Genomic DNA, 18435 nt, shown 5'->3' with positions numbered 1-18435 from the left:
CGGGCGTACCGTGAACGGTGAGAACAACCCCGGGAGCAGCCATGGTGGTGGAGATTCTCAGTGCGGTCGGCGTCGCTGGCGGTGTTTGGCTCGCGGCCGGCCTTCGTGTGGTGAAACAGTACGAACGCGGTCTCGTGTTCCGGTTCGGGCGGGTGCGCGCGACCATCCGGCAGCCCGGACTCGCGCTGCTGGTGCCGTTCGCGGACAGACTGCAGAAGGTCAACATGCAGATCGTCACGATGCCGATCCCCGCACAGGACGGCATCACCCGCGACAACGTCACCGTGCGGGTGGACGCGGTCGTGTACTTCAAGGTGATCGACCCGGTGCTGGCCGCGGTCAACGTGCAGGACTACCGCTCGGCCGTCGGCCAGGTCGCGCAGACCTCGCTGCGGTCCATCATCGGCAAGAGCGATCTGGACGACCTCCTGTCCAATCGCGAGCGGCTGAACGAGGGCCTGGAACTGATGATCGACAGCCCGGCGCTGGACTGGGGCATCCACATCGACCGGGTCGAGATCAAGGACGTCGCGCTGCCGGAGTCGATGAAACGCTCGATGTCACGCCAGGCCGAAGCCGAACGCGAACGGCGCGCGCGGGTCATCTCGGCCGACGGGGAACTCCAGGCGTCGTACAAGCTCTCGCAGGCGGCCGCGACCATGGCCGACACCCCGGCGGCGCTGCAGCTGCGGCTGCTGGAGACCGTCGTGCAGGTGTCGGCGGAGAAGAACTCGACGCTGGTCCTGCCGTTCCCGGTGGAGCTGCTGCGCTTCCTCGACGCGAACACGCCGAAGCGGGAGACTTCTGCTTCGGAGGCTTCAGGTGCTTCGGAGGCCAACGGTCAGGTGGCGCCTGTCCCGCGCGAACCGGACGACGCGGAACAGCGCCCGGGTGTCAGCTGAGCGAGTGTCCCCGATGTGGCATCAAGGACATCGGACCGGGCTTGATCGCCGAAACTCCCGGCTCAGCGGGCCAAGTGATAGCAAAGGTCCCTTGCTCCTGTCGCGAGCGAGCCCCGAGTCGCGTTAATCCAGCTCGCCCCGCATGCCGAGGATGATGAAGGTCCCGCCGAAACCGACGTACAGCGCGATGACGACGTAAGCGATGATCACCGCCGCGAGCGCGATGCCGCGTCCGCCCGCCTCGCCGCGGTTCGCCTTCGCCAGCCCGATGTGGCCGAGGATCAGGCCGACGATCACGGTCACGCACGAGCAGAGGCCGATGATCGAGCACACCAGTCCGGCGATCGCCATCCCGTTGTCCTGCGATCGCGGGGGTGCCGCCATCGCGTACGGGTTGTACGGCTGCGGGTACGCGACCGGCAGCGGCGCGGGCGCGTACACCGGGGGAATCGGCGGAGCCGCGAACGGGGACGGAACGGGCTCGGCGGTCAGCGGGTCGATGGCCTGCCCGTATGTCTCGGCCGGAACCGGAACGGAATCCGGCTCGGGAGCGGGAACAGGGCCCGGCACAACGGCCGAAGGCGGTTCGAACGGAGCGGGCGGCTCGAACGGAGCAGGCGGCGTGAAGGGCGCCGGCGGCTGGAACTGCTGCGGTTCCGCCGGGTTCGACACGGTCTCCGGAGATCCAGAAGACGCCGAAGTCGGGTCCGAGAAGGTGTTCGAGTCGGTGTAGGACGACGTCGACGGTGTGTCCTGAGAGTCGGAACTGCTCATCCGGTTGGCCCCCTGGTTCGTGCGGGACACCACCGTATCCGGGGACGGGTCACAAGACGCCCGCGGCACCGATCGCGAGCACGAACCACAGGACGAGGGGGACCGGCCACCGCCCGGTGACGACGTATCCGATGATCATCCCGGCCTGGGCCGTGCCCTGGTCCGGCGGCCGCACGTAGGCATAGGGCTGGACGTAGTACTGGTCCCCTCGTGCGTGCGGGACCGTATCGCTAACGGAAAGCCCCGTGTTTCGCGGCGATGTCCAGTGCGACCGGGATCGCGATCGCGTACAGGATGATGATCAGGTAGCCGACGACGAACGCGGCGAGCGCCATGCCCTTACCGCCCGCTTCGCCGCGCCGGGCCTTCGCGAAGGCGACGTGACCATGACGATTCCCGGGATCACGGACACCAGCCCGATCAGCCCGAAGAGTGAAAAGATCAGCGCGGCCATCGCCAGGCCGCCCCCTCGGACAGTGATCTGCTTGTCACGAGTGCCATGGTCACGGATGGCGTACGCGTGACTGCGCTCATAGCGAGGTCCCCGCTCAGGCGTCATACTCGCGGGTAACCCAGCGCCGGGAGCCCGGTGCGCGCGAATTTAGGAGCAGTGATGGCTCGCCTCGCCCAGACCGCCGGCTTGACCGACGTGCAGTCCGAGATCCTGGCCACGGTCCGCCAGTTCGTGGACAAGGAGGTCATCCCGCGCGCGCAGGAGCTCGAGCATTCCGACACCTATCCCACCGACATCGTCGAGGGGATGAAGGAGATGGGCCTGTTCGGGCTCACCATCCCGGAGGAGTACGGCGGCCTCGGCGAGTCACTCCTGACGTACGCGCTCGTGGTCGAGGAGATCGCGCGCGGCTGGATGAGCGTCTCCGGCGTGATCAACACGCACTTCATCGTGGCGCACATGATCAAGCAACACGGGACGCCGGAGCAGAAACAGCACTTCCTGCCGCGGATGGCGACCGGTGAGGTCCGTGGCTCGTTCTCGATGTCCGAGCCGGACCTCGGCTCCGACGTCGCCGCGATCAAGACCCGCGCCCGCAAGACCGACGACGGTTACGTCATCGACGGTTCGAAGATGTGGCTGACCAACGGCGGCAGCTCCAACCTGATCGCGCTGCTCGTCAAGACCGACGAGGGCGCCGAGAAGGCCCATCAGAACCTCACCACGTTCCTGGTCGAGAAGCCCGAGGGCTTCGGCGAGGTCGCCCCCGGTCTCACCATCCCCGGCAAGATCGACAAAATGGGTTACAAGGGCGTCGACACCACCGAAGCCGTGTTCGACGGCTACAAGATCGGCGCGGACAAGGTCCTCGGCGAAGCGCCGGGCAAGGGCTTCGCGTACATGATGGACGGTGTCGAGGTCGGCCGCGTGAACGTCGCCGCGCGCGCCTGCGGCATCGCGATCCGCGCGTTCGAACTCGCCGTCGAGTACGCCCAGCAGCGCAAGACCTTCGGCAAGGCGATCGCCGAGCACCAGGCGATCGCGTTCAAACTCGCCGAGATGGCCACCAAGGTCGAGGCCGCGCACCTGATGATGGTCAACGCCGCCCGTCTCAAGGACTCCGGCGAACGCAACGACGTCGAAGCGGGCATGGCCAAGCTCATCGCCAGCGAATACTGCGCCGAGGTCACCCAGGACTCGTTCCGCATCCACGGCGGCTACGGCTACTCCAAGGAATACGAGATCGAGCGCCTCATGCGCGAAGCGCCGTTCCTGCTCATCGGCGAAGGCACCAGCGAAATCCAGAAGACCATCATCAGCCGCGGCCTGCTCCGCGAGTACAAGTCCCGATCCTGAACGTTCGCGCCTTTCGCCCGTCCTTGAGAAGATGGACCGGGACGGGCGAGAGGTGATTACGTGAGTGCTCCCTTTGGCGGAGGCGGCCGGGCCGCGGGTGGGCTGCCCAGGCTGCCGACACCGCCTTCCGGCTGGCCGATCGGCTCCTACGCGACGTACGGCGAAGCCCAGCACGCCGTCGACTTTCTCGCGGAGAAGGAATTCGGGGTCACCGACGTGACCATCGTCGGGGTCGACCTGATGCTCGTCGAACGTGTCCTCGGCAGACTGAGCTGGGGCCGCGTGCTGGGCACCGGCGCGGTGTCGGGCGCGTGGTTCGGCCTGATCATCGGGCTGCTGCTGGGCATGTTCAACGAGCGGGGTTTCGCGTGGCAGCCCATGATCGGCGGGCTCGTGCTCGGCATCCTGGCGTGGACGGTCTTCGCGGCGATCGGGTACCGCATGTCCCGCCGCGACTTCTCCTCCGCGAGCCAGCTGGTCGCCGGCCGCTACGACGTGCTCTGCCAGCCGCGTTCGGCCGAACGCGGTCGCGAACTCCTCGCCCAGCTCGCGTTGGGCGGCCGCCCCATCGGGTGACACGGGGCCGGACCACTGACATTCGGCGGTACTGGTTCACCTGTTCGTCGTGCGGTCCGCTGAATCGTTACCGATACTGCTTGCGGGCGGTGATCGCCCGGAATAGGTTGCACAACACCAGTCGGGCGGTCGCGTACTCCAGCGTGTCCGCCTGAGCACTAGCACGTCGGGGTGCTGGCGCGCGGCGTCTTCAACGCGTCCTAGCGCCGCCGCTCCCGGGCGTGCGCGGGTGAGGAGGCCTCATGGGGAAGAGGATGAGCGCGAGCCGGAGGGGCCGCTCACCAGGCCGCGCCGGCTCGCTACTCGGCGCGACTGCGCTGACGGTCGGTCTACTGGCGGGCTGTGGTTCGGACACCGGACTCAAGATCAACGTTTACTACGCGCCGGAAGACAACTTCCAGTCCGTTGTGGACGATTGCACCAAGGCCTCTGGCGGACGCTACGAGGTCGTCTACAACAAACTCCCGCGGGGAGCCGACGGTCAGCGCGAGCAGATGGTCCGCCGCCTGGCCGCCGGGGACGACTCACTCGACGTACTGGGGCTGGATGTCACCTGGGTCGCCGAGTTCGCCGAGGCGGGCTGGGCCGACGAGTGGACGGGGGAGGCGAAGGCCGAGGCCACGGCGGGGGTCTTGCCGGGGCCGCTCGAAACCGCCACCTGGAACGGGAAGCTCTACGCGGCGACCAAGAACACCAACGTCCAGCTGCTCTGGTACGACGACAGGCTGACGCCGACGCCGCCGAAGACGTGGGACGAGATGATCCAGCAGGCCCAGGCGCTCAAGGCGCAGGGCAAGCCGGCGAACATCGTGTTCACCGGCGCTCAGTACGAAGGCCTCGTCGTCATCTACAACACCCTCGTCGAATCGGCGGGCGGCAAGATCCTCTCCGACGACGGCAAATCGGTCGTGATGGACGAAGGCGCGATCAAGGCGCTGGAAATGCTCAAGAAGGTCACCACCTCCGGGGTCACCGACCCGTCGCTGACCAACTCGAAGGAAGACGACGTCCGCCAGTCCTTCCAGCGTGGCAACGCCGCCTTCGAGCTGAACTGGCCGTTCGTCTACGCCTCCTACGCCAAGGAGAAGCCGGGCGAGCTGCGGCACTTCAAGTGGACCACCTATCCGCGGCTCGAGGCGGACACACCTGCCAAGACCACGATCGGTGGCTACAACCTGGCGGTCAGCTCGACTTCGAAGCACAAGGCCGAGGCCTACGAGGTCGCGCTGTGCCTGCGCAACGAGAAGAACCAGAAGTTCTCCGCGCTCAAGGACGGTGTCCCGCCGACGCTCGAATCGCTCTACACCGACACGGTCCCGCTCGACCCGACCGCGGCCGTCGGCGACGACAACCCGAGTATGGACACGAAGTACCCGATGCGGGAGACGATCCTGGACGCGCTCAAGGACGCCGCGGTGCGGCCGCTCACCCCCGCGTACCAGAACGCGTCGACCGTGATGGCGAAGATCCTTTCCCCGCCTTCTGAAATCGATCCGCGGACGACCGTGGAGAAGCTGCGGGAACAACTCGCCGACGCGCTCCAGTCGAAGGGAGTGATCCCGTGACCGTGCAGGAAACCGCCGGTTCGGCGACCAAAAGCGAATCGGGCGAGAAGAAGAAACCCGGGCTCAGTGAAGGAAAGAAGGCCGAGCGCAGACTCGGGCTCTGGCTGTGTGCCCCGGCGGCGTTCGTGATGATCGCCGTCACCGGCTACCCGATCATCTACTCGATCTGGCTTTCGCTGCAGCGCTACGACCTCAGGTTCCCGGCGCAGCAGGAGTTCGTCGGTCTCGACAACTATATTTCGGTGCTGTCCAACGGTTACTGGTGGACGGCGTTCGGGACGACGATGGGCTTGACCATCGTGTCGGTGGTGATCGAGTTCGTCCTCGGCATGGGCCTGGCGCTGATCATGCACCGGACCCTGGTCGGACGGGGCCTCGTGCGGACGGTCGCCCTGATCCCGTACGGCATCGTGACGGTGGTCGCGGCGTTCTCCTGGTACTACGCCTGGACGCCGGACACGGGTTACCTGGCCAACCTGTTCTTCCCGGACAGCGCGCCGCTGACCGAGTACTGGCCATCGCTGGCGATCATCGTGCTGGCCGAGGTGTGGAAGACGACGCCGTTCATGGCGCTGCTGCTGATGGCGGGGCTGGCGCTGGTGCCGGACGACCTGCTGAAGGCCGCGGCGATGGACGGCGCGACCGCGTGGCAGCGGTTCACCAAGGTGATGCTGCCGGTGATGAAGCCGGCGATCCTGGTGGCGTTGCTGTTCCGCACCCTGGACGCGTTCCGCATCTTCGACAACATCTTCGTGCTCACCAACGGCGCGCAGGATACGTCGTCGGTGTCGATGCAGACCTACAACAACCTGGTCAAGGGGTTGAACCTCGGGATCGGGTCGACGATGGCGGTGCTGATCTTCCTCACGGTGGCGATCATCGCGTTCATCTTCATCAAGGTGTTCGGCACGGCCGCGCCTGGTAGCGACAACGGGGGTAAGCGCTGATGGCCATCGGTGGAGCGGTCACTCCCGGCCGCAAAGTCAAGTGGGGCCTCATCGACATCCTGGTCCTGGTGTTCGCGTTGTTCCCGGTGCTCTGGGTGGTCTCGCTTTCGTTCAAGACCAAGGAGACCCTGGACGACGGGAAATTCATCCCGTCGGAATGGACGTGGCAGAACTACGCGGACATCTTCGAGACCACGGAGTTCATCCGGGCACTGGTGAACTCGATCGGGATCGCGATCATCGCGACGGTGATCGCGGTCGTCCTCGGCACGATGGCGGCGTACGCGATCGCGCGGCTGGATTTCCCCGGCAAGCAGGTGCTCGTCGGGATGTCCCTGCTGATCGCGATGTTCCCGCAGGTGTCGCTGGTGACGCCGCTGTTCAACATCGAACGTGAGCTGGGGTTGTTCGACACCTGGCCGGGGCTGATCCTGCCGTACATCACGTTCGCGCTGCCGCTGTCGATCTACACGCTTTCCGCGTTCTTCCGGGAAATCCCGTGGGAGCTGGAAAAGGCGGCGAAGATGGACGGCGCGACCCCGGCGCAGGCGTTCCGGAAGGTGATCGCGCCACTGGCGGCGCCGGGGGTGTTCACCACCGCGATCCTGGTGTTCATCTTCTGCTGGAACGACTTCCTGTTCGCGATCTCGCTGACCTCGACCGAGGCCTCGCGCACGGTCCCGGCGGCGCTGTCGTTCTTCACCGGGTCCTCGCAGTTCGAAGACCCGACCGGGACGATCTCCGCGGCCGCCGTGGTGATCACCGTCCCGATCATCCTGTTCGTGTTGTTGTTCCAGCGTCGCATCGTGGCGGGGCTGACGTCCGGTGCGGTGAAGGGCTGACCCATGGCTGAAATCGTTCTCGAAAAAGTGTCCAAGAAGTACCCCGACGGCGCCCTCGCGGTGTCCGAAGTGGACATCACGATCGCCGACGGTGAGTTCATCATCCTGGTGGGCCCGTCCGGCTGCGGTAAGTCCACGACCCTGAACATGGTCGCGGGCCTGGAGGACATCTCCTCCGGTGAACTGCGCATCGATGGCCGGCGCGTCAACGAGAAGGCGCCGAAGGACCGCGACATCGCGATGGTGTTCCAGTCCTACGCCCTGTACCCGCACATGAGCGTGCGGGAGAACATGGCGTTCCCGCTGCGCCTGGCCAAGGTCGACGACCGCACCGTGCGGGCCAAGGTCGAGGAGGCGGCACAGATCCTCGACCTGACCGGACATCTGGACCGCAAGCCGGCGAACCTCTCCGGCGGGCAGCGCCAGCGCGTCGCGATGGGGCGGGCGATCGTCCGTAACCCCAAGGCGTTCCTGATGGACGAGCCATTGTCCAACCTGGACGCGAAGCTCCGCGGCCAGATGCGGACCTCGGTGTCGAAGATCCAGAAACAGCTGGGTACGACGACGCTCTACGTCACGCACGACCAGACCGAGGCCATGACCCTCGGCGACCGGGTCGTCGTGCTGCGGGGTGGCCACGTGCAGCAGATCGGGTCGCCGCAGTTCCTCTACGACAACCCGCGGAACCTGTTCGTGGCCGGGTTCATCGGCAGCCCGTCGATGAACTTCGTGCCGGCGACGCTGGAGAACGGGATCGCCCGCAGCGCGCTGGGCGACATCCCGCTCACCGATCGGGTGCGGCAGCTGGTCGAGGCCGCCGACGCGCCGCGTGAGGTCATCGTCGGCATCCGGCCGGAGCACTTCGAGGACGCCGCGCTGGTGGACTCCGCCACCCGACAGGGCGCGACGTTCACCGCACACGTCGACGTCCTCGAGTCGATGGGTTCGGAGAAGTTCGCGCATTTCTCGGTCGAAGGTGAGGCCGCGGCGTCGTCCGACCTCGCGGATCTCGCCGCCGACAGCGGATCCTCGGACGTTCCCGGCGCCGAGTCGCAGATCGTGGCCCGCCTCGCGGCGGCGTCCTCGGCGGCGGAGAACCAGAACGTGGAACTGTGGTTCGACGCGGACAAGATCAAACTGTTCGACGGGTCCAACGGCAAGAACCTGACCTACACCGCTTAGGTCGCCTCTCCCGAAAGCGCATGAAGGCCCCCTTTCCTCGGCTCAGCCGAGAAAAGGGGGCCTTCATGCAACAGGTGCGCCCAGCCGGATCACGCGTGATTGAAGCCGGATCTCGCGTGTCTCCGGCCGGATCTCGCGTGTCTCGGGCCGTAACACGCCGTGCGATCCGGCCTCGGTCGAGTTCCGGCTTCAATCACGCGAGTTCGCCGTCCAATCACGCGAGTTCCGGCTTCGATCACGCGTGTGCGGCGATGGCGCCCTGAGGACCGGTTGTCCACTTCGGACACCGGGATCCCCCACCTTCGGCGGTTTACGCCGCACCGGACGATCGTGGATCCTCAGCCCCGCATCGGTATCGAGAGAAGGGCGCCTGTCTTGCCGAAGAAGCTGCCACGCCGTCTCCTGCAGGGCCTCGTCGGAGCGGTCCTCATCACCACGCTCGTCCCGGCCGTCGCTTGGGCCGAACCACCACAGGCCCTGCCGTCGAACGCGACCGACGCCGATCGCACCTGGCAGCCCGCGTTCGACTACGACACCGACGGCTGCTATCCGACGCCCGCGATCTCGCCGACCGGCGCGGTGGCCACCGGTCTCAAGAACTCCGGGGCCCTCAACGGTCAGTGCCGAGACCGGTCAGACCTCGACAACACCAACTCCTACGCGCGGTCGAAGTGCGACAACGGCTGGTGCGCCCACCTGTACGACCTCTACTTCGAAAAGGACCAGGCCGTCCCGGGTATCGACTGCTGCGGGCACCGGCACGACATCGAACACGTCGTCGTCTGGGTCAACGAGGGCCAAGCCGGTACGTCTCGACGTCCGCGCACGGCAACTACTCCACTTACGACCGCTCCGAGGTCTCTTGGGAGGGGACCCACCCGAAGATCGTCTATCACAAGGACGGCCTGAGCACCCACTGCTTCCGCATCGCGAGCGCGACCGAACCGCCGGAGAACCACTACAACGCCTGGCAGTACCCGGACCTCGTCAGCTGGGACAGGTTCCCGCCCGGCATCCGGGACACCCTCGTCCGCGCCGATTTCGGCAGCGCGAGCCTGGCGATCAAGGACGGCTCCTTCGAGCACAATCTGGGCAAGGCCAAACCGGCGGGCATCCCCTTCGATCCCAACGCCTGAGGCCTGCTCAGTACTCGCTCTCGGGCAGGGCGAGCCACAGCACGAGGTAGACGATGAACTGCGGGCCGGGCAGCAGGCAGGACAGCACGGCGAGCAGGCGGACCTTGCCCGGCGTGGTGCCGAAGCGTTTGGCGAGACCGGCGCAGACGCCGCCGATCATGCGGCCCTGGCGCGGTCGGGTCAGGCGGGCGGCTACGGGGTTCGTCACGATTCTTCCCTCTCGGTCGTCACTTGGTGTGAAACCCATTGTCGTCTCGTGACGGCCCCGCCGCATCCCACCGCGGGACGAAGCGCACCCCTAAGGGCGTGAAATCGCGGTGAGGCATTCACCTGGGAAAACGCGGCGGACCCTGTGTTCTTCGCCCGTAGGGGCTGGTGTTCCGCGATCTTTTGACGATACTGCTCCGGTGCCCTCGAAGAGTCTCAGCGCAGTACTCTGCGGCCTGTTCCTCGCCGCGGCCTGCTCCACCCCGGAACCGGCGGTAGCCCCGTCGACCACGGCGGGTGAGGAGGCCCTGACCGCTTCCGAGGCGCTCGGGGATTACTCGTCGCTCGATTACTGCAGCCTCGTCGACCAGCGGAAAGTGATCGGCGGCGGAAACGCGGTCAAGCCCCCGTTGACCTCTTTCGAGTTCTGCCGCCTCGAATTCGTCGAGGGCGCCAATCGCTACACCGTGACCACCGGTCCGATCACTTCCGGGCAGGATCCGAACAATCAGCCCTACGAATACGGCGGGTCGTTGCCGGAAGGCGTCAGCGTCCAGCAGTCGACGTTCAACGAGGACACCGCCTGCACACGGCTGCTGACCTTCGCCGACGGGATCCGGCTGTCCATCGCCGTCACCTCCGACAACACGGCCCCGGCCGACCGGACCGCCCGCTGCCGGATCGCCGACGCGACGGTCGGCAGCGCGGCGGGGGTGATCAGCGCGCGCCGGGTCGGGCGGCTGGACCTCGACCAGCGCTCGTGGGGCCGGGTCGCCCCGTGCGCGCCGCTCGACCAGCACGAACTCGACGCCGCCGCCGGCGCGGAGACCAAACCGGCCCCGGCGCTGTCCGGGCACAGCTGCATCCGCGGCAAGGTCAGCTTCTCGCTGTCGGTCGGGGCGGACACCACACCGGGCGCGACGGAGGCGCTGGGCGGGCGGCAGGTCCAGGTCACCACGGCGGGCGCGTTCTGCCAGGTGACCACGCACCGGCCGATTCCGGGCACCCCGGAACGGGTCGAACAGGCGACGCTATCGGTGGTCGGCGTCGACGGTGCGCCGGAGGACGCCACCTGCGCGGCGGCGCGGGAGGTCGCCGTCGCGGTGTTCCCGAAGCTCCCGTAGGCATTCAGAGGACTGAACGCGGTAGTTGCGCGTGCAAGGAGCGCATTCAGAGGACTGAATGCGGGGCTAGCGCAGCTTGGGCAGCCGGAAGGAGCACATCGCCTCGTCCAGTGCTTCGACATCCAGCGGCGGATGCGGCAGCGGTGTGGCGCGGCCGGGTTCGGCGCGCAGGCCGTCCAGCAGCATGGCGAGGCACCGGCGCCACAGATCCGGCTGGATACCGTGGGTGAACTCGATGACCGAGCCGATCATCTGATGCAGCAGTGGCACGTCCGTCGTCATGAAATCGGCGCGGAGAGCGCCGACGGCCTGAGCCCGCTCGACGAGCTGTGTGATCAACGGCACCATGCGCGTTTTCGCCTCGGCGACGCGTTCCTGGCCGAAGACGTTCGACAGCATGACTTCGCGTAACCCGCGGTCACCGGCGTGCAATTCGGCCGCGCGCCAGGTGAAGGTGGTGAAGCCTTCCCAGGGGTCTTCGGCGCGAAGAGCCTCTTCGGCGAACTGGCGGATCGTCTCGAACTGGTCGACGAACATCGCTTCGACCAGGTGTTCCTTACTCGGGAAACGGCGATAGACGGTGCCGACGCCGACACCGGCGTGATGCGCCACGTCGTCGAGCGTCGCTTCGAGTCCGCGTTCGCCGAAGACATCGCGTGCCGCCGCGATGATGCGCTGCCGATTGAGTTCAGCGTCGCGCCGCAACGGCCGCGCCGGTACGGCGGGAGCGAGGTCCCGAGCCATTCGTCCAGCTTAACAAACGAAGTAGAGGACACTTCTCCACTTCTTGTGTACCTTGGCGACGAAAGGGGAGATACCTACTCCACATAGCTTCTTCGTCACTATCCGTGAGGAAATTGCCCGTATGCCTGATTCATCCGCCGCTGTCGCCACGCCGCAGGGGGACGCGGCCGCGCAGCACACCAATCCGCACCACGCCAGGAGATGGCTGATCCTGGTGATGATCGGCCTCGCCCAGCTGATGGTGGTGCTCGACGCCACCGTCGTGAACATCGCGCTCCCGTCGGCGCAGCAAGACCTCGACTTCTCGAACGACGCCCGCCAGTGGGTCGTCACCGCCTACGCGCTCGCGTTCGGCAGCCTGCTCTTGCTGGGCGGGCGGCTCGCGGACCTCTTCGGCCGCAAGCGCGCGTTTCTCGTCGGGCTCGCCGGTTTCGCCATCGTGTCGGCGATCGGCGGTGCCGCCACCAGCATCGAAATGCTGCTCGTCGCCCGTGCCGCCCAGGGTGTCTTCGGCGCTCTTCTCGCCCCGGCGGCCCTCTCGCTGCTGACCACGACCTTCACCGACCCGAAGGAGCGCGGTAAGGCCTTCGGCGTCTTCGGCGCGATCGGCGGTGGCGGCGCGGCGATCGGCCTGCTGCTCGGCGGCGTGCTGACCGAGTACCTCGACTGGCGCTGGTCGATGTACGTCAACATCGTCTTCGCGGTGATCGCGTTCGCCGGTTCGGCCGTGCTGCTGAAGAACTTCGAGACCGAGGGCCCGCGCCCGAAGCTCGACATCCCGGGCACCATCACCGCCTCGGCCGGTCTGTTCGCGCTGGTCTACGGCTTCGCGAACGCCGAACGCGACTCGTGGTCCTCGATCACGGTCTGGGGATTCCTCGCCGCCGGTGTCGTACTGCTCGCCGCGTTCGTGGCGATCCAGCAGCGTGCCGAACATCCGCTCCTGCCGCTGCGCGTGCTGCTCGACCGCGACCGCGGTGGCTCGTATCTCGCGATGTTCCTGCTCGCCATCGGGATGTTCTCGATCTTCCTGTTCCTCACCTTCTACATCCAGCTGAACCTCCGGTTCACGCCGGTGCAGAGCGGGGTCGCGTTCCTGCCGATGGTGGCCACCCTGATGGTCAGCGCGACCTCGGCGACCGCGATCCTGTTGCCGAAGTTCGGCGCGAAACCGTTGGTGTCACTGGGAATGCTGATCGCCGGAGCGGGGCTGTTCTGGCTCGCGGCCATCGACACCACCAGCACTTATGCCGACGGAGTGCTGTTCCCCCTGATGATCATGGGCGTCGGCATCGGACTCGCGATGGCGCCCGCGATGAGCGTCGCGACCTTCGGCGTCGACACCCGCGACGCCGGTGTCGCGTCGGCCATGGTCAACACCGCGCAGCAGGTCGGCGGCTCGATCGGGACCGCGCTGCTGAGCACGCTGGCGGGGAATGCCGCGACGTCGTTCCTGGTCGGGAAGGCGCCTTCGCCGCAACTCGCGGCCGAAACGGCTGTGCACACTTACACGACCGCTTTCGTGTGGGGCGGGTGGATCTTCGTCATCGGTGCGGTGATCTGCGGGCTGCTGCTGCGGTCGGGTGCCCCGGCGAAGGCGCCCGAAGGCGCTTCGGAGGGTGCTCCGGTCGCCATGCACATGTAGGTCCCGAACGCCAGGAACGGACCGTTCCTTGCAAAATTTGCAAGGAACGGTCCGTTCCTAGCACGCGCGGACGGTGTCAGCGGGACTGTGACCGCACCGCTTCGAAGACTTCGTCGTCCCACCGATGTGTCCGGATCAGCCGGTACCGTTCGCAAGCCACCCACAGATACGCCTCGGCGTCGGTCCGGTCGCCGATCAGGTCCGCCTGCCGCAGCATCTCCACCACCGGCACGAACTCCTCGTCGAACCACCGCTGCGCGAGCGTCGCACGGTCCGAGTACGCGCCTTCGTCCTGCATCAGCCGGAAACCCCACGCCTCCACGTGCTCGCCGAGCCGCGCGTAGTCCCACGGATCGGTGAACACCACCGAGACCCGCGAGTGCCCGGACAGCGGGACGCGTTCCAGGAACAGCCGCCGGTAGTCCTTCACGATCAGGTCGCCGCGGTACCGGATCCCGCTCGGGTCCAGTTTGGTCCGCACCTCGGTGACCATCGCCTCTATTGTGGACAGTCGCATCGCGTGCGCCACCGAGACGCGGTGGTGCCCGTCGATGATGAAGTGCAGTTCACCGACGCGGTACACCTGGATCGGCGGAATCGACTCGCCGCGCCTGGTCGCGAGCGCCAGCCGTTCCCAGCGTTCGCGGACACGGCCGGACGTCGGGCGGAAGCGGCGGTCGAAGTCGCGGCCGCGGTCGACGCTGCCGACGATCGAATCGAGCCGGATCACCCGCGCCCCGATCGTCCGCTCGCCGAGGTAGCCGAGCGCGTCGACCACCTCGTGGAACGGCAGCATGATGTTGACGTCGTCGGGCTCGCGGCGCAGCCAGGTCGCCAGCCGGGAGAGGACCTGTCGCCGTCGCGCGCGGAGGAAGTCGTGCTCCGCGTCCGCCCGGGGAAAACCGGTGTCCTTCACAGTAACTCCATGATCCGGTGCCCGACCACGTTGCGTACCGTGGTCCCGCCGACCACCCGGTCCGGCACGGGTTCGCCGTGCGGGTGGATATGCCCGTGCAGCAACCATTTCGGTCGCAACAACTCGATCGTGCGATGGAGACAGTCGAAGCCGCGGTGCGGCGGATCCTCGCGGTCGCCGCAGTGCCGCGGCGGCGCGTGGGTGAGCAGGACATCAACGTCCCGGCCGTCCCGCCCTTCCCTCCAGCGGCGGAACCGGGCCCGGCGCACCAGCCGCCGCGCGCGCCGGGCCTGCTGGTGTTGCGTCCACTGGTTCGGGCCGTCGTTGTAGCGGACCGAACCGCCGAGCCCGGCGAAGCGGAGCCCGCCGACGTCGACGACCCGGCCGTCCGCGTTCACCCCGCCCGCCGGACCGGGCCACACCGCGGGGAAACCGTCCTTCAGGGACAGTCCGCCGTAACGCGTGTAACCGGAGAGGTCCGGGTCGTGGTTGCCCGGGACGAACACGCACGGCACGTCGAGCGCGCCCGCCAGGAACTCGAGGTAGTCGTACGGCAGGTCGCCGGCACCGACGACGAGGTCGAGGTCGGCCGGCAGGTGGTGGACGGCGGACGTCCACAACCGCTCTTCGACCTCGTCTGAGACGACCAGCGCTTTCACACGCTCCAGCGTAATGCCGGACGCGTTACTTCGGGCCGTGCGCGAACGCGGGGTCCTTGGCGATGATCGCGATCACGATGCCCAGCCAGACGACGCAGAAGGCCAGCGCCCAGAACTTGAGGTTGGTCAGGATCCTTGGCATGAGGGAACTCCAGAACTGCCGAACGCGGAAGAAGGGTCAGAGCCAGCGGTTCTTCCTGAATATTCGGTAGAGCAGGATGCAGACGCCGAAGATGACCGTCATCGCCACCGGGTAACCGAAGCGCCAATGCAGTTCCGGCATGTAGTCGAAGTTCATCCCGTAGATGCCGGCGAGCGCCGTCGGGACCGCGATGATCGCCGCCCACGCGGTGATCTTGCGCATGTCGGTGTTCTGCTGGAGGGTGATCTTCGCCAGGGTGGCGTCCACCAGGGTGGTCAGCAGCTCGTCGAAGTTCGCGACCCGCTCCGCCACGGTCGTCAAGTGGTCGGAGACGTCGCGGAAGTACGAGCGGACCTCGTCCGGGATCAGTCGCGTGTAGCCCTCGGCGAGGCGCTGCAGCGGCGTCCCCAAGGGCATGACGGCGCGGCGCAGTTCCAGCACCTCGCGCTTCATGAAGTAGATCTGCTCGGCGCTCACCTTGGAGCGCGGCGCGAAGACGTGCGTCTCCATCTCGTCGATGTCGGACTCGATCGCGGTGGTGACGTCGAGGTAGTGGTCGACGACGTGGTCCGCGATCGCGTGCAGCACTGCGGACGGCCCGAGGTCGAGCCGCTCGGGGTCCTGGTCGAGTTCGCGGCGCAGCCTGGCGAGCCCCGAGTGGTTCCCGTGCCGCACGGTGATCACGAAGTCGCGGCCGAGGAACGCCATCAGCTCGCCGGTCTCGACGATCTCGTTGGCCGTCGCCGGCGACTCGTGCTCGACGTAGCGGACCGTCTTCAGCACCATGAACAGCGTGTCGTCGTAGCGCTCCAGTTTGGGCCGCTGGTGTGCTTCCAGCGCGTCCTCGACGGCCAGCTCGTGCAGGCCGAAGGTGTCCGCGATGCCCTGGATCTGGACCGCGTCGGGCTCGTGCAGGCCGATCCAGACGAACCCCGCGTGCCGCTTGCGCACCTCTTTGATCGCCTCGGCGTGCGTCCAACGGCCGGGCAGGCGCTTGCCCTCCACATACACCGCGCAGTCGACGACGTACGCCGAAAGGGGGACGGGCAGGGGGCGTTCGGGGACGCTCTTGGCACGGCCGTTGCTCCGGCCGCGAAGGCCGCCGAGCGAGGGAATGGCAGGCATGGGATCTCCTGGGCAGACGTCGTGCGTTGGTGCGCGAAGACGACGGGCCAAGCGGTCGGGGGACCGCTCGGCTAGGCCAGCGTTCCCGGTTTCGTCAGCCCTGCCAGGTGGGGATCCGGCGAGGCGTGAAGGGGGGAACGCTGCGACTACTGGGAAGCGGACTATCGCCACTGGACATCGGGTTCCTCACCTCCTTCGGCTCGGCGGACGGTTGCGCAGTGGTGTGGGTCGCGTTGACGACCGGACACCGATGGCCGAGGGTACTCCTCAACACCAAAGCCTGTCGTCCCAGGCTCACGCCGCGTTACTCGTGCAGGAGGAATGGGTGCAGTTCGGTCGCTATTACGAAGAGTTCGAGGTCGGTGCGGTCTACAAGCACTGGCCGGGCAAAACGGTCACCGAGTACGACGATCACCTGTTCTGCCTCATCACCATGAACCACCATCCGCTGCACCTCGACGCGCACTACGCGCAGGAGTCCACCGACTTCGGCAAGAACGTCGTGGTCGGCAACTACGTCTACTCCCTGCTGCTGGGGATGTCGGTGCCGGACGTGTCCGGCAAGGCGATCGCGAACCTCGAGGTCGAATCGCTGAAGCACGTGAAGCCGACCTTCCACGGGGACACCATCTACGGCGAGACCGAGGTGCTGGACAAGACGCCATCGAAGTCGAAGGACGACCGCGGTGTCGTCTACGTTGAGACCCGCGGCTACAAGCAGGACGGCACCATCGTGTGTGTCTTCCGTCGCAAGGTGATGGTGCCGAAGCGGTCCTACGGTGACAGCAGGGGCGGTGAACAGCCCGGCCGCCCGGTCCCGCACGAATAATGGGTGTCACGAACGGGAAGAGGGAGCGCGTCGATGCCCATCGGGCTGGATGAGATCAAGAGTCGCCTGCGGAAGTTCGCGACGGTCGAGGCGGCCGGTGTTTCGCCGCTGTACGAGCACCTGGCGGCGAAGGCGTCCGAGGACGACGACGTGGCCGGTCTGCTGGCCGACGCCCGCGGCGGCGAAGCGCGCGGGACGCTGTTGTTGGCGACCGCGCACCGGCTCATTCAGGCCGACCCGATCCACCCGCTCTCGCGGTACTACCCGTCCGTCGGCGGTTTCGACGGCGTGGACTCGGAGACGTGGCCGCTGTTCCGCTCGTTCCTGCTGGAGCGGGCGGACAAGGCGCGGGCGATCATCTCCTCGCGGTACACGCAGACCAACGAGGTCCGCCGCGCCGCGCTGCTCTACCCCGCGATGACGACGGCGGCGAAGGAGGCGGGCGGCAAGATCGCGCTGCTCGAGGTCGGATGCAGCGCGGGGCTGCTGCTCGGCCTGGACAAGTACGCCTACCGCTACCAGTGCGGCGGCGGCGAACAGCTCACCGCCGGGCCCGCGAAGACCGCGGTCGGCCTGCACTGCGCGCTGGACCTCGCGCCCGGCGCTGTCACGCCGAAGGTGCCGAAGAAGCTGACGATCACCGCCCGCGCCGGCCTCGACCGCGCCCCGGTGGACCTCGCCGACGAAGACGAACTGGCCTGGCTCGAAGCCTGCGTCTGGGCCGACCAGCCGGACCGGATCCGGCTCCTGCGCACGGCAGCGGCGGCGCAGGGCAAGCAACGGCCGGACCTGATCGCCGGCGACGCCGTCGACGACCTCGCTTCGGCGGCCGCCACCCTGCCCGCCGACGCGCCCCTCGTCGTGCTGACCAGCCACGTGCTCGCTTACCTGGGGGAGCGGCGGGCGGACTTCATCGAAACGTTGCGGGAACTCGCCGCGGACCGGCCGCTGTGGTGGGTCAGCGAGGAGTTCTACGCCGCCGCGCTGGAGTTCCTGGTGCCCGGACGGGCCGATCTGGCCGAACCAGCGGACCAGGCCGTGCTCGGCCTCGTCCGCTGGGACGCCGGTGTCCCGGAAGTGCGGGCGCTGGCGAGGACGGCCCCGCACGGGCAGCGGATGACCTGGCTCCCGGCTTAGCCCCGCGGGTAGGCGTGCCGGTAGCGCATGGGTCGAGGTGGGGGGGGGGGGGGGGGGGGGGGGGGGGGGGGGGGGGGGGGAAGGGCGGGGGGGGGGGGGGGGGGGGGGTCAGAGAAAACCAAAAGGGAAAGAGTGGGAAGGGAACGGCCAGCACCCTTCATATCCCCAGAAGC

The 18435-nt window shown here is 67.4% G+C and carries 18 protein-coding genes and 1 pseudogene; 12 read left to right on the top strand and 7 right to left on the bottom strand.

Annotated features, from left to right (window positions below):
- Positions 1 to 41: 41 nt before the first annotated feature.
- The gene (locus tag ACZ6DT_RS24860) at positions 42 to 902 is read left to right on the top strand and encodes a slipin family protein (protein ID WP_465599362.1); all 861 of its coding nucleotides are present in this window, start codon (positions 42 to 44) and stop codon (positions 900 to 902) included.
- Positions 903 to 1025: 123 nt separating this feature from the next.
- Here the strand turns inward: ACZ6DT_RS24860 and ACZ6DT_RS24855 are convergent, their stop codons facing one another.
- Both ACZ6DT_RS24855 and ACZ6DT_RS24850 read right to left on the bottom strand, forming a co-directional pair.
- The gene (locus ACZ6DT_RS24855) at positions 1026 to 1676 is read right to left on the bottom strand and encodes a DUF4190 domain-containing protein (RefSeq protein ID WP_465599360.1); all 651 of its coding nucleotides are present in this window, start codon (positions 1674 to 1676) and stop codon (positions 1026 to 1028) included.
- 49 nt (positions 1677 to 1725) lie between these two features.
- Positions 1726 to 1851 (bottom strand): hypothetical protein, encoded by a 126-nt coding sequence (locus tag ACZ6DT_RS24850; RefSeq protein WP_465599358.1) that lies wholly within the window; start codon positions 1849 to 1851, stop codon positions 1726 to 1728.
- A gap of 438 nt (positions 1852 to 2289) precedes the next feature.
- Here ACZ6DT_RS24850 and ACZ6DT_RS24845 point away from each other — a divergent pair, with 438 nt between their 5' ends.
- From ACZ6DT_RS24845 to ACZ6DT_RS24815, 7 genes and pseudogenes are all read left to right on the top strand, one after another.
- Positions 2290 to 3486: an acyl-CoA dehydrogenase family protein gene (locus ACZ6DT_RS24845; RefSeq protein ID WP_465599356.1), complete on the top strand. Its 1197-nt coding sequence runs from the start codon at positions 2290 to 2292 to the stop codon at positions 3484 to 3486.
- Between the two features lie 60 nt (positions 3487 to 3546).
- The gene (locus ACZ6DT_RS24840) at positions 3547 to 4062 is read left to right on the top strand and encodes a YflT domain-containing protein (RefSeq protein WP_465599354.1); all 516 of its coding nucleotides are present in this window, start codon (positions 3547 to 3549) and stop codon (positions 4060 to 4062) included.
- Positions 4063 to 4304: 242 nt separating this feature from the next.
- The gene (locus ACZ6DT_RS24835; protein WP_465599352.1) at positions 4305 to 5627 is read left to right on the top strand and encodes an ABC transporter substrate-binding protein; all 1323 of its coding nucleotides are present in this window, start codon (positions 4305 to 4307) and stop codon (positions 5625 to 5627) included.
- On the top strand, positions 5624 to 6574 hold the full coding sequence (locus tag ACZ6DT_RS24830; protein WP_465599350.1) for a carbohydrate ABC transporter permease: 951 nt from the start codon (positions 5624 to 5626) through the stop codon (positions 6572 to 6574). Before ACZ6DT_RS24835 ends, ACZ6DT_RS24830 begins: the two co-directional genes overlap by 4 nt.
- Positions 6574 to 7416 (top strand): carbohydrate ABC transporter permease, encoded by an 843-nt coding sequence (locus ACZ6DT_RS24825; protein ID WP_465599348.1) that lies wholly within the window; start codon positions 6574 to 6576, stop codon positions 7414 to 7416. Before ACZ6DT_RS24830 ends, ACZ6DT_RS24825 begins: the two co-directional genes overlap by 1 nt.
- Before the next feature lie 3 nt (positions 7417 to 7419).
- Entirely contained in the window at positions 7420 to 8598 is a 1179-nt protein-coding gene (locus tag ACZ6DT_RS24820) for an ABC transporter ATP-binding protein (RefSeq protein ID WP_465599346.1), read from the top strand.
- Positions 8599 to 8973: 375 nt separating this feature from the next.
- A pseudogene (locus tag ACZ6DT_RS24815) lies at positions 8974 to 9734 on the top strand (NPP1 family protein).
- Between the two features lie 7 nt (positions 9735 to 9741).
- Here ACZ6DT_RS24815 and ACZ6DT_RS24810 read toward each other — a convergent pair.
- Entirely contained in the window at positions 9742 to 9981 is a 240-nt protein-coding gene (locus ACZ6DT_RS24810; RefSeq protein WP_465599344.1) for a PspC domain-containing protein, read from the bottom strand.
- A 160-nt stretch (positions 9982 to 10141) separates the two neighbouring features.
- On the opposite strand from ACZ6DT_RS24810, the gene ACZ6DT_RS24805 reads away from it, so the two are divergent.
- Entirely contained in the window at positions 10142 to 11065 is a 924-nt protein-coding gene (locus ACZ6DT_RS24805; RefSeq protein WP_465599342.1) for a hypothetical protein, read from the top strand.
- 66 nt (positions 11066 to 11131) lie between these two features.
- Here ACZ6DT_RS24805 and ACZ6DT_RS24800 read toward each other — a convergent pair whose 3' ends face one another.
- The gene (locus tag ACZ6DT_RS24800; protein ID WP_465599340.1) at positions 11132 to 11809 is read right to left on the bottom strand and encodes a TetR/AcrR family transcriptional regulator; all 678 of its coding nucleotides are present in this window, start codon (positions 11807 to 11809) and stop codon (positions 11132 to 11134) included.
- A gap of 121 nt (positions 11810 to 11930) precedes the next feature.
- Here ACZ6DT_RS24800 and ACZ6DT_RS24795 point away from each other — a divergent pair, with 121 nt between their 5' ends.
- A complete protein-coding gene (locus ACZ6DT_RS24795) occupies positions 11931 to 13454 on the top strand; it encodes an MFS transporter (protein WP_465599338.1) in 1524 nt (507 codons plus the stop codon).
- Between the two features lie 76 nt (positions 13455 to 13530).
- Here the strand turns inward: ACZ6DT_RS24795 and ACZ6DT_RS24790 are convergent, their stop codons facing one another.
- The 3 genes from ACZ6DT_RS24790 to corA form a co-directional block, all read right to left on the bottom strand.
- Positions 13531 to 14370, bottom strand: coding sequence for a chromosome partitioning protein ParB (locus ACZ6DT_RS24790; protein WP_465599336.1), 840 nt, complete (start codon positions 14368 to 14370; stop codon positions 13531 to 13533).
- Entirely contained in the window at positions 14367 to 15029 is a 663-nt protein-coding gene (locus ACZ6DT_RS24785) for a metallophosphoesterase family protein (RefSeq protein ID WP_465599334.1), read from the bottom strand. Before ACZ6DT_RS24785 ends, ACZ6DT_RS24790 begins: the two co-directional genes overlap by 4 nt.
- Positions 15030 to 15207: 178 nt before the next feature.
- A complete protein-coding gene (corA, locus tag ACZ6DT_RS24780; protein WP_034313298.1) occupies positions 15208 to 16296 on the bottom strand; it encodes a magnesium/cobalt transporter CorA in 1089 nt (362 codons plus the stop codon).
- A 250-nt stretch (positions 16297 to 16546) separates the two neighbouring features.
- Between corA and ACZ6DT_RS24775 the strand changes: the two genes are divergently transcribed.
- Both ACZ6DT_RS24775 and ACZ6DT_RS24770 read left to right on the top strand, forming a co-directional pair.
- Entirely contained in the window at positions 16547 to 17125 is a 579-nt protein-coding gene (locus tag ACZ6DT_RS24775) for a MaoC family dehydratase (RefSeq protein WP_465599332.1), read from the top strand.
- Positions 17126 to 17158: 33 nt separating this feature from the next.
- Positions 17159 to 18262, top strand: coding sequence for a DUF2332 domain-containing protein (locus tag ACZ6DT_RS24770; RefSeq protein ID WP_465599330.1), 1104 nt, complete (start codon positions 17159 to 17161; stop codon positions 18260 to 18262).
- The last annotated feature ends 173 nt before the right edge of the window (positions 18263 to 18435 follow it).

The sequence above is a fragment of the Amycolatopsis sp. NPDC041971 genome (assembly GCF_055588925.1).
The sequence above is the reverse complement of the archived record's forward strand: the minus strand, read 5'-3'. Positions and strand labels throughout refer to the sequence as shown.

Bases quoted from the DNA above. Each gene is read 5' to 3' on its own strand.
- corA (WP_034313298.1), bottom strand. From the start codon at position 16,296: ATGCCTGCCATTCCCTCGCTCGGCGGCCTTCGCGGCCGGAGCAACGGC.
- ACZ6DT_RS24820 (WP_465599346.1), top strand. From the start codon at position 7,420: ATGGCTGAAATCGTTCTCGAAAAAGTGTCCAAGAAGTACCCCGACGGC.
- ACZ6DT_RS24775 (WP_465599332.1), top strand. From the start codon at position 16,547: ATGGCCGAGGGTACTCCTCAACACCAAAGCCTGTCGTCCCAGGCTCAC.
- ACZ6DT_RS24770 (WP_465599330.1), top strand. From the start codon at position 17,159: ATGCCCATCGGGCTGGATGAGATCAAGAGTCGCCTGCGGAAGTTCGCG.
- ACZ6DT_RS24845 (WP_465599356.1), top strand. From the start codon at position 2,290: ATGGCTCGCCTCGCCCAGACCGCCGGCTTGACCGACGTGCAGTCCGAG.
- ACZ6DT_RS24860 (WP_465599362.1), top strand. From the start codon at position 42: ATGGTGGTGGAGATTCTCAGTGCGGTCGGCGTCGCTGGCGGTGTTTGG.
- ACZ6DT_RS24795 (WP_465599338.1), top strand. From the start codon at position 11,931: ATGCCTGATTCATCCGCCGCTGTCGCCACGCCGCAGGGGGACGCGGCC.
- ACZ6DT_RS24810 (WP_465599344.1), bottom strand. From the start codon at position 9,981: ATGGGTTTCACACCAAGTGACGACCGAGAGGGAAGAATCGTGACGAAC.
- ACZ6DT_RS24800 (WP_465599340.1), bottom strand. From the start codon at position 11,809: ATGGCTCGGGACCTCGCTCCCGCCGTACCGGCGCGGCCGTTGCGGCGC.
- ACZ6DT_RS24825 (WP_465599348.1), top strand. From the start codon at position 6,574: ATGGCCATCGGTGGAGCGGTCACTCCCGGCCGCAAAGTCAAGTGGGGC.
- ACZ6DT_RS24855 (WP_465599360.1), bottom strand. From the start codon at position 1,676: ATGAGCAGTTCCGACTCTCAGGACACACCGTCGACGTCGTCCTACACC.
- ACZ6DT_RS24835 (WP_465599352.1), top strand. From the start codon at position 4,305: ATGGGGAAGAGGATGAGCGCGAGCCGGAGGGGCCGCTCACCAGGCCGC.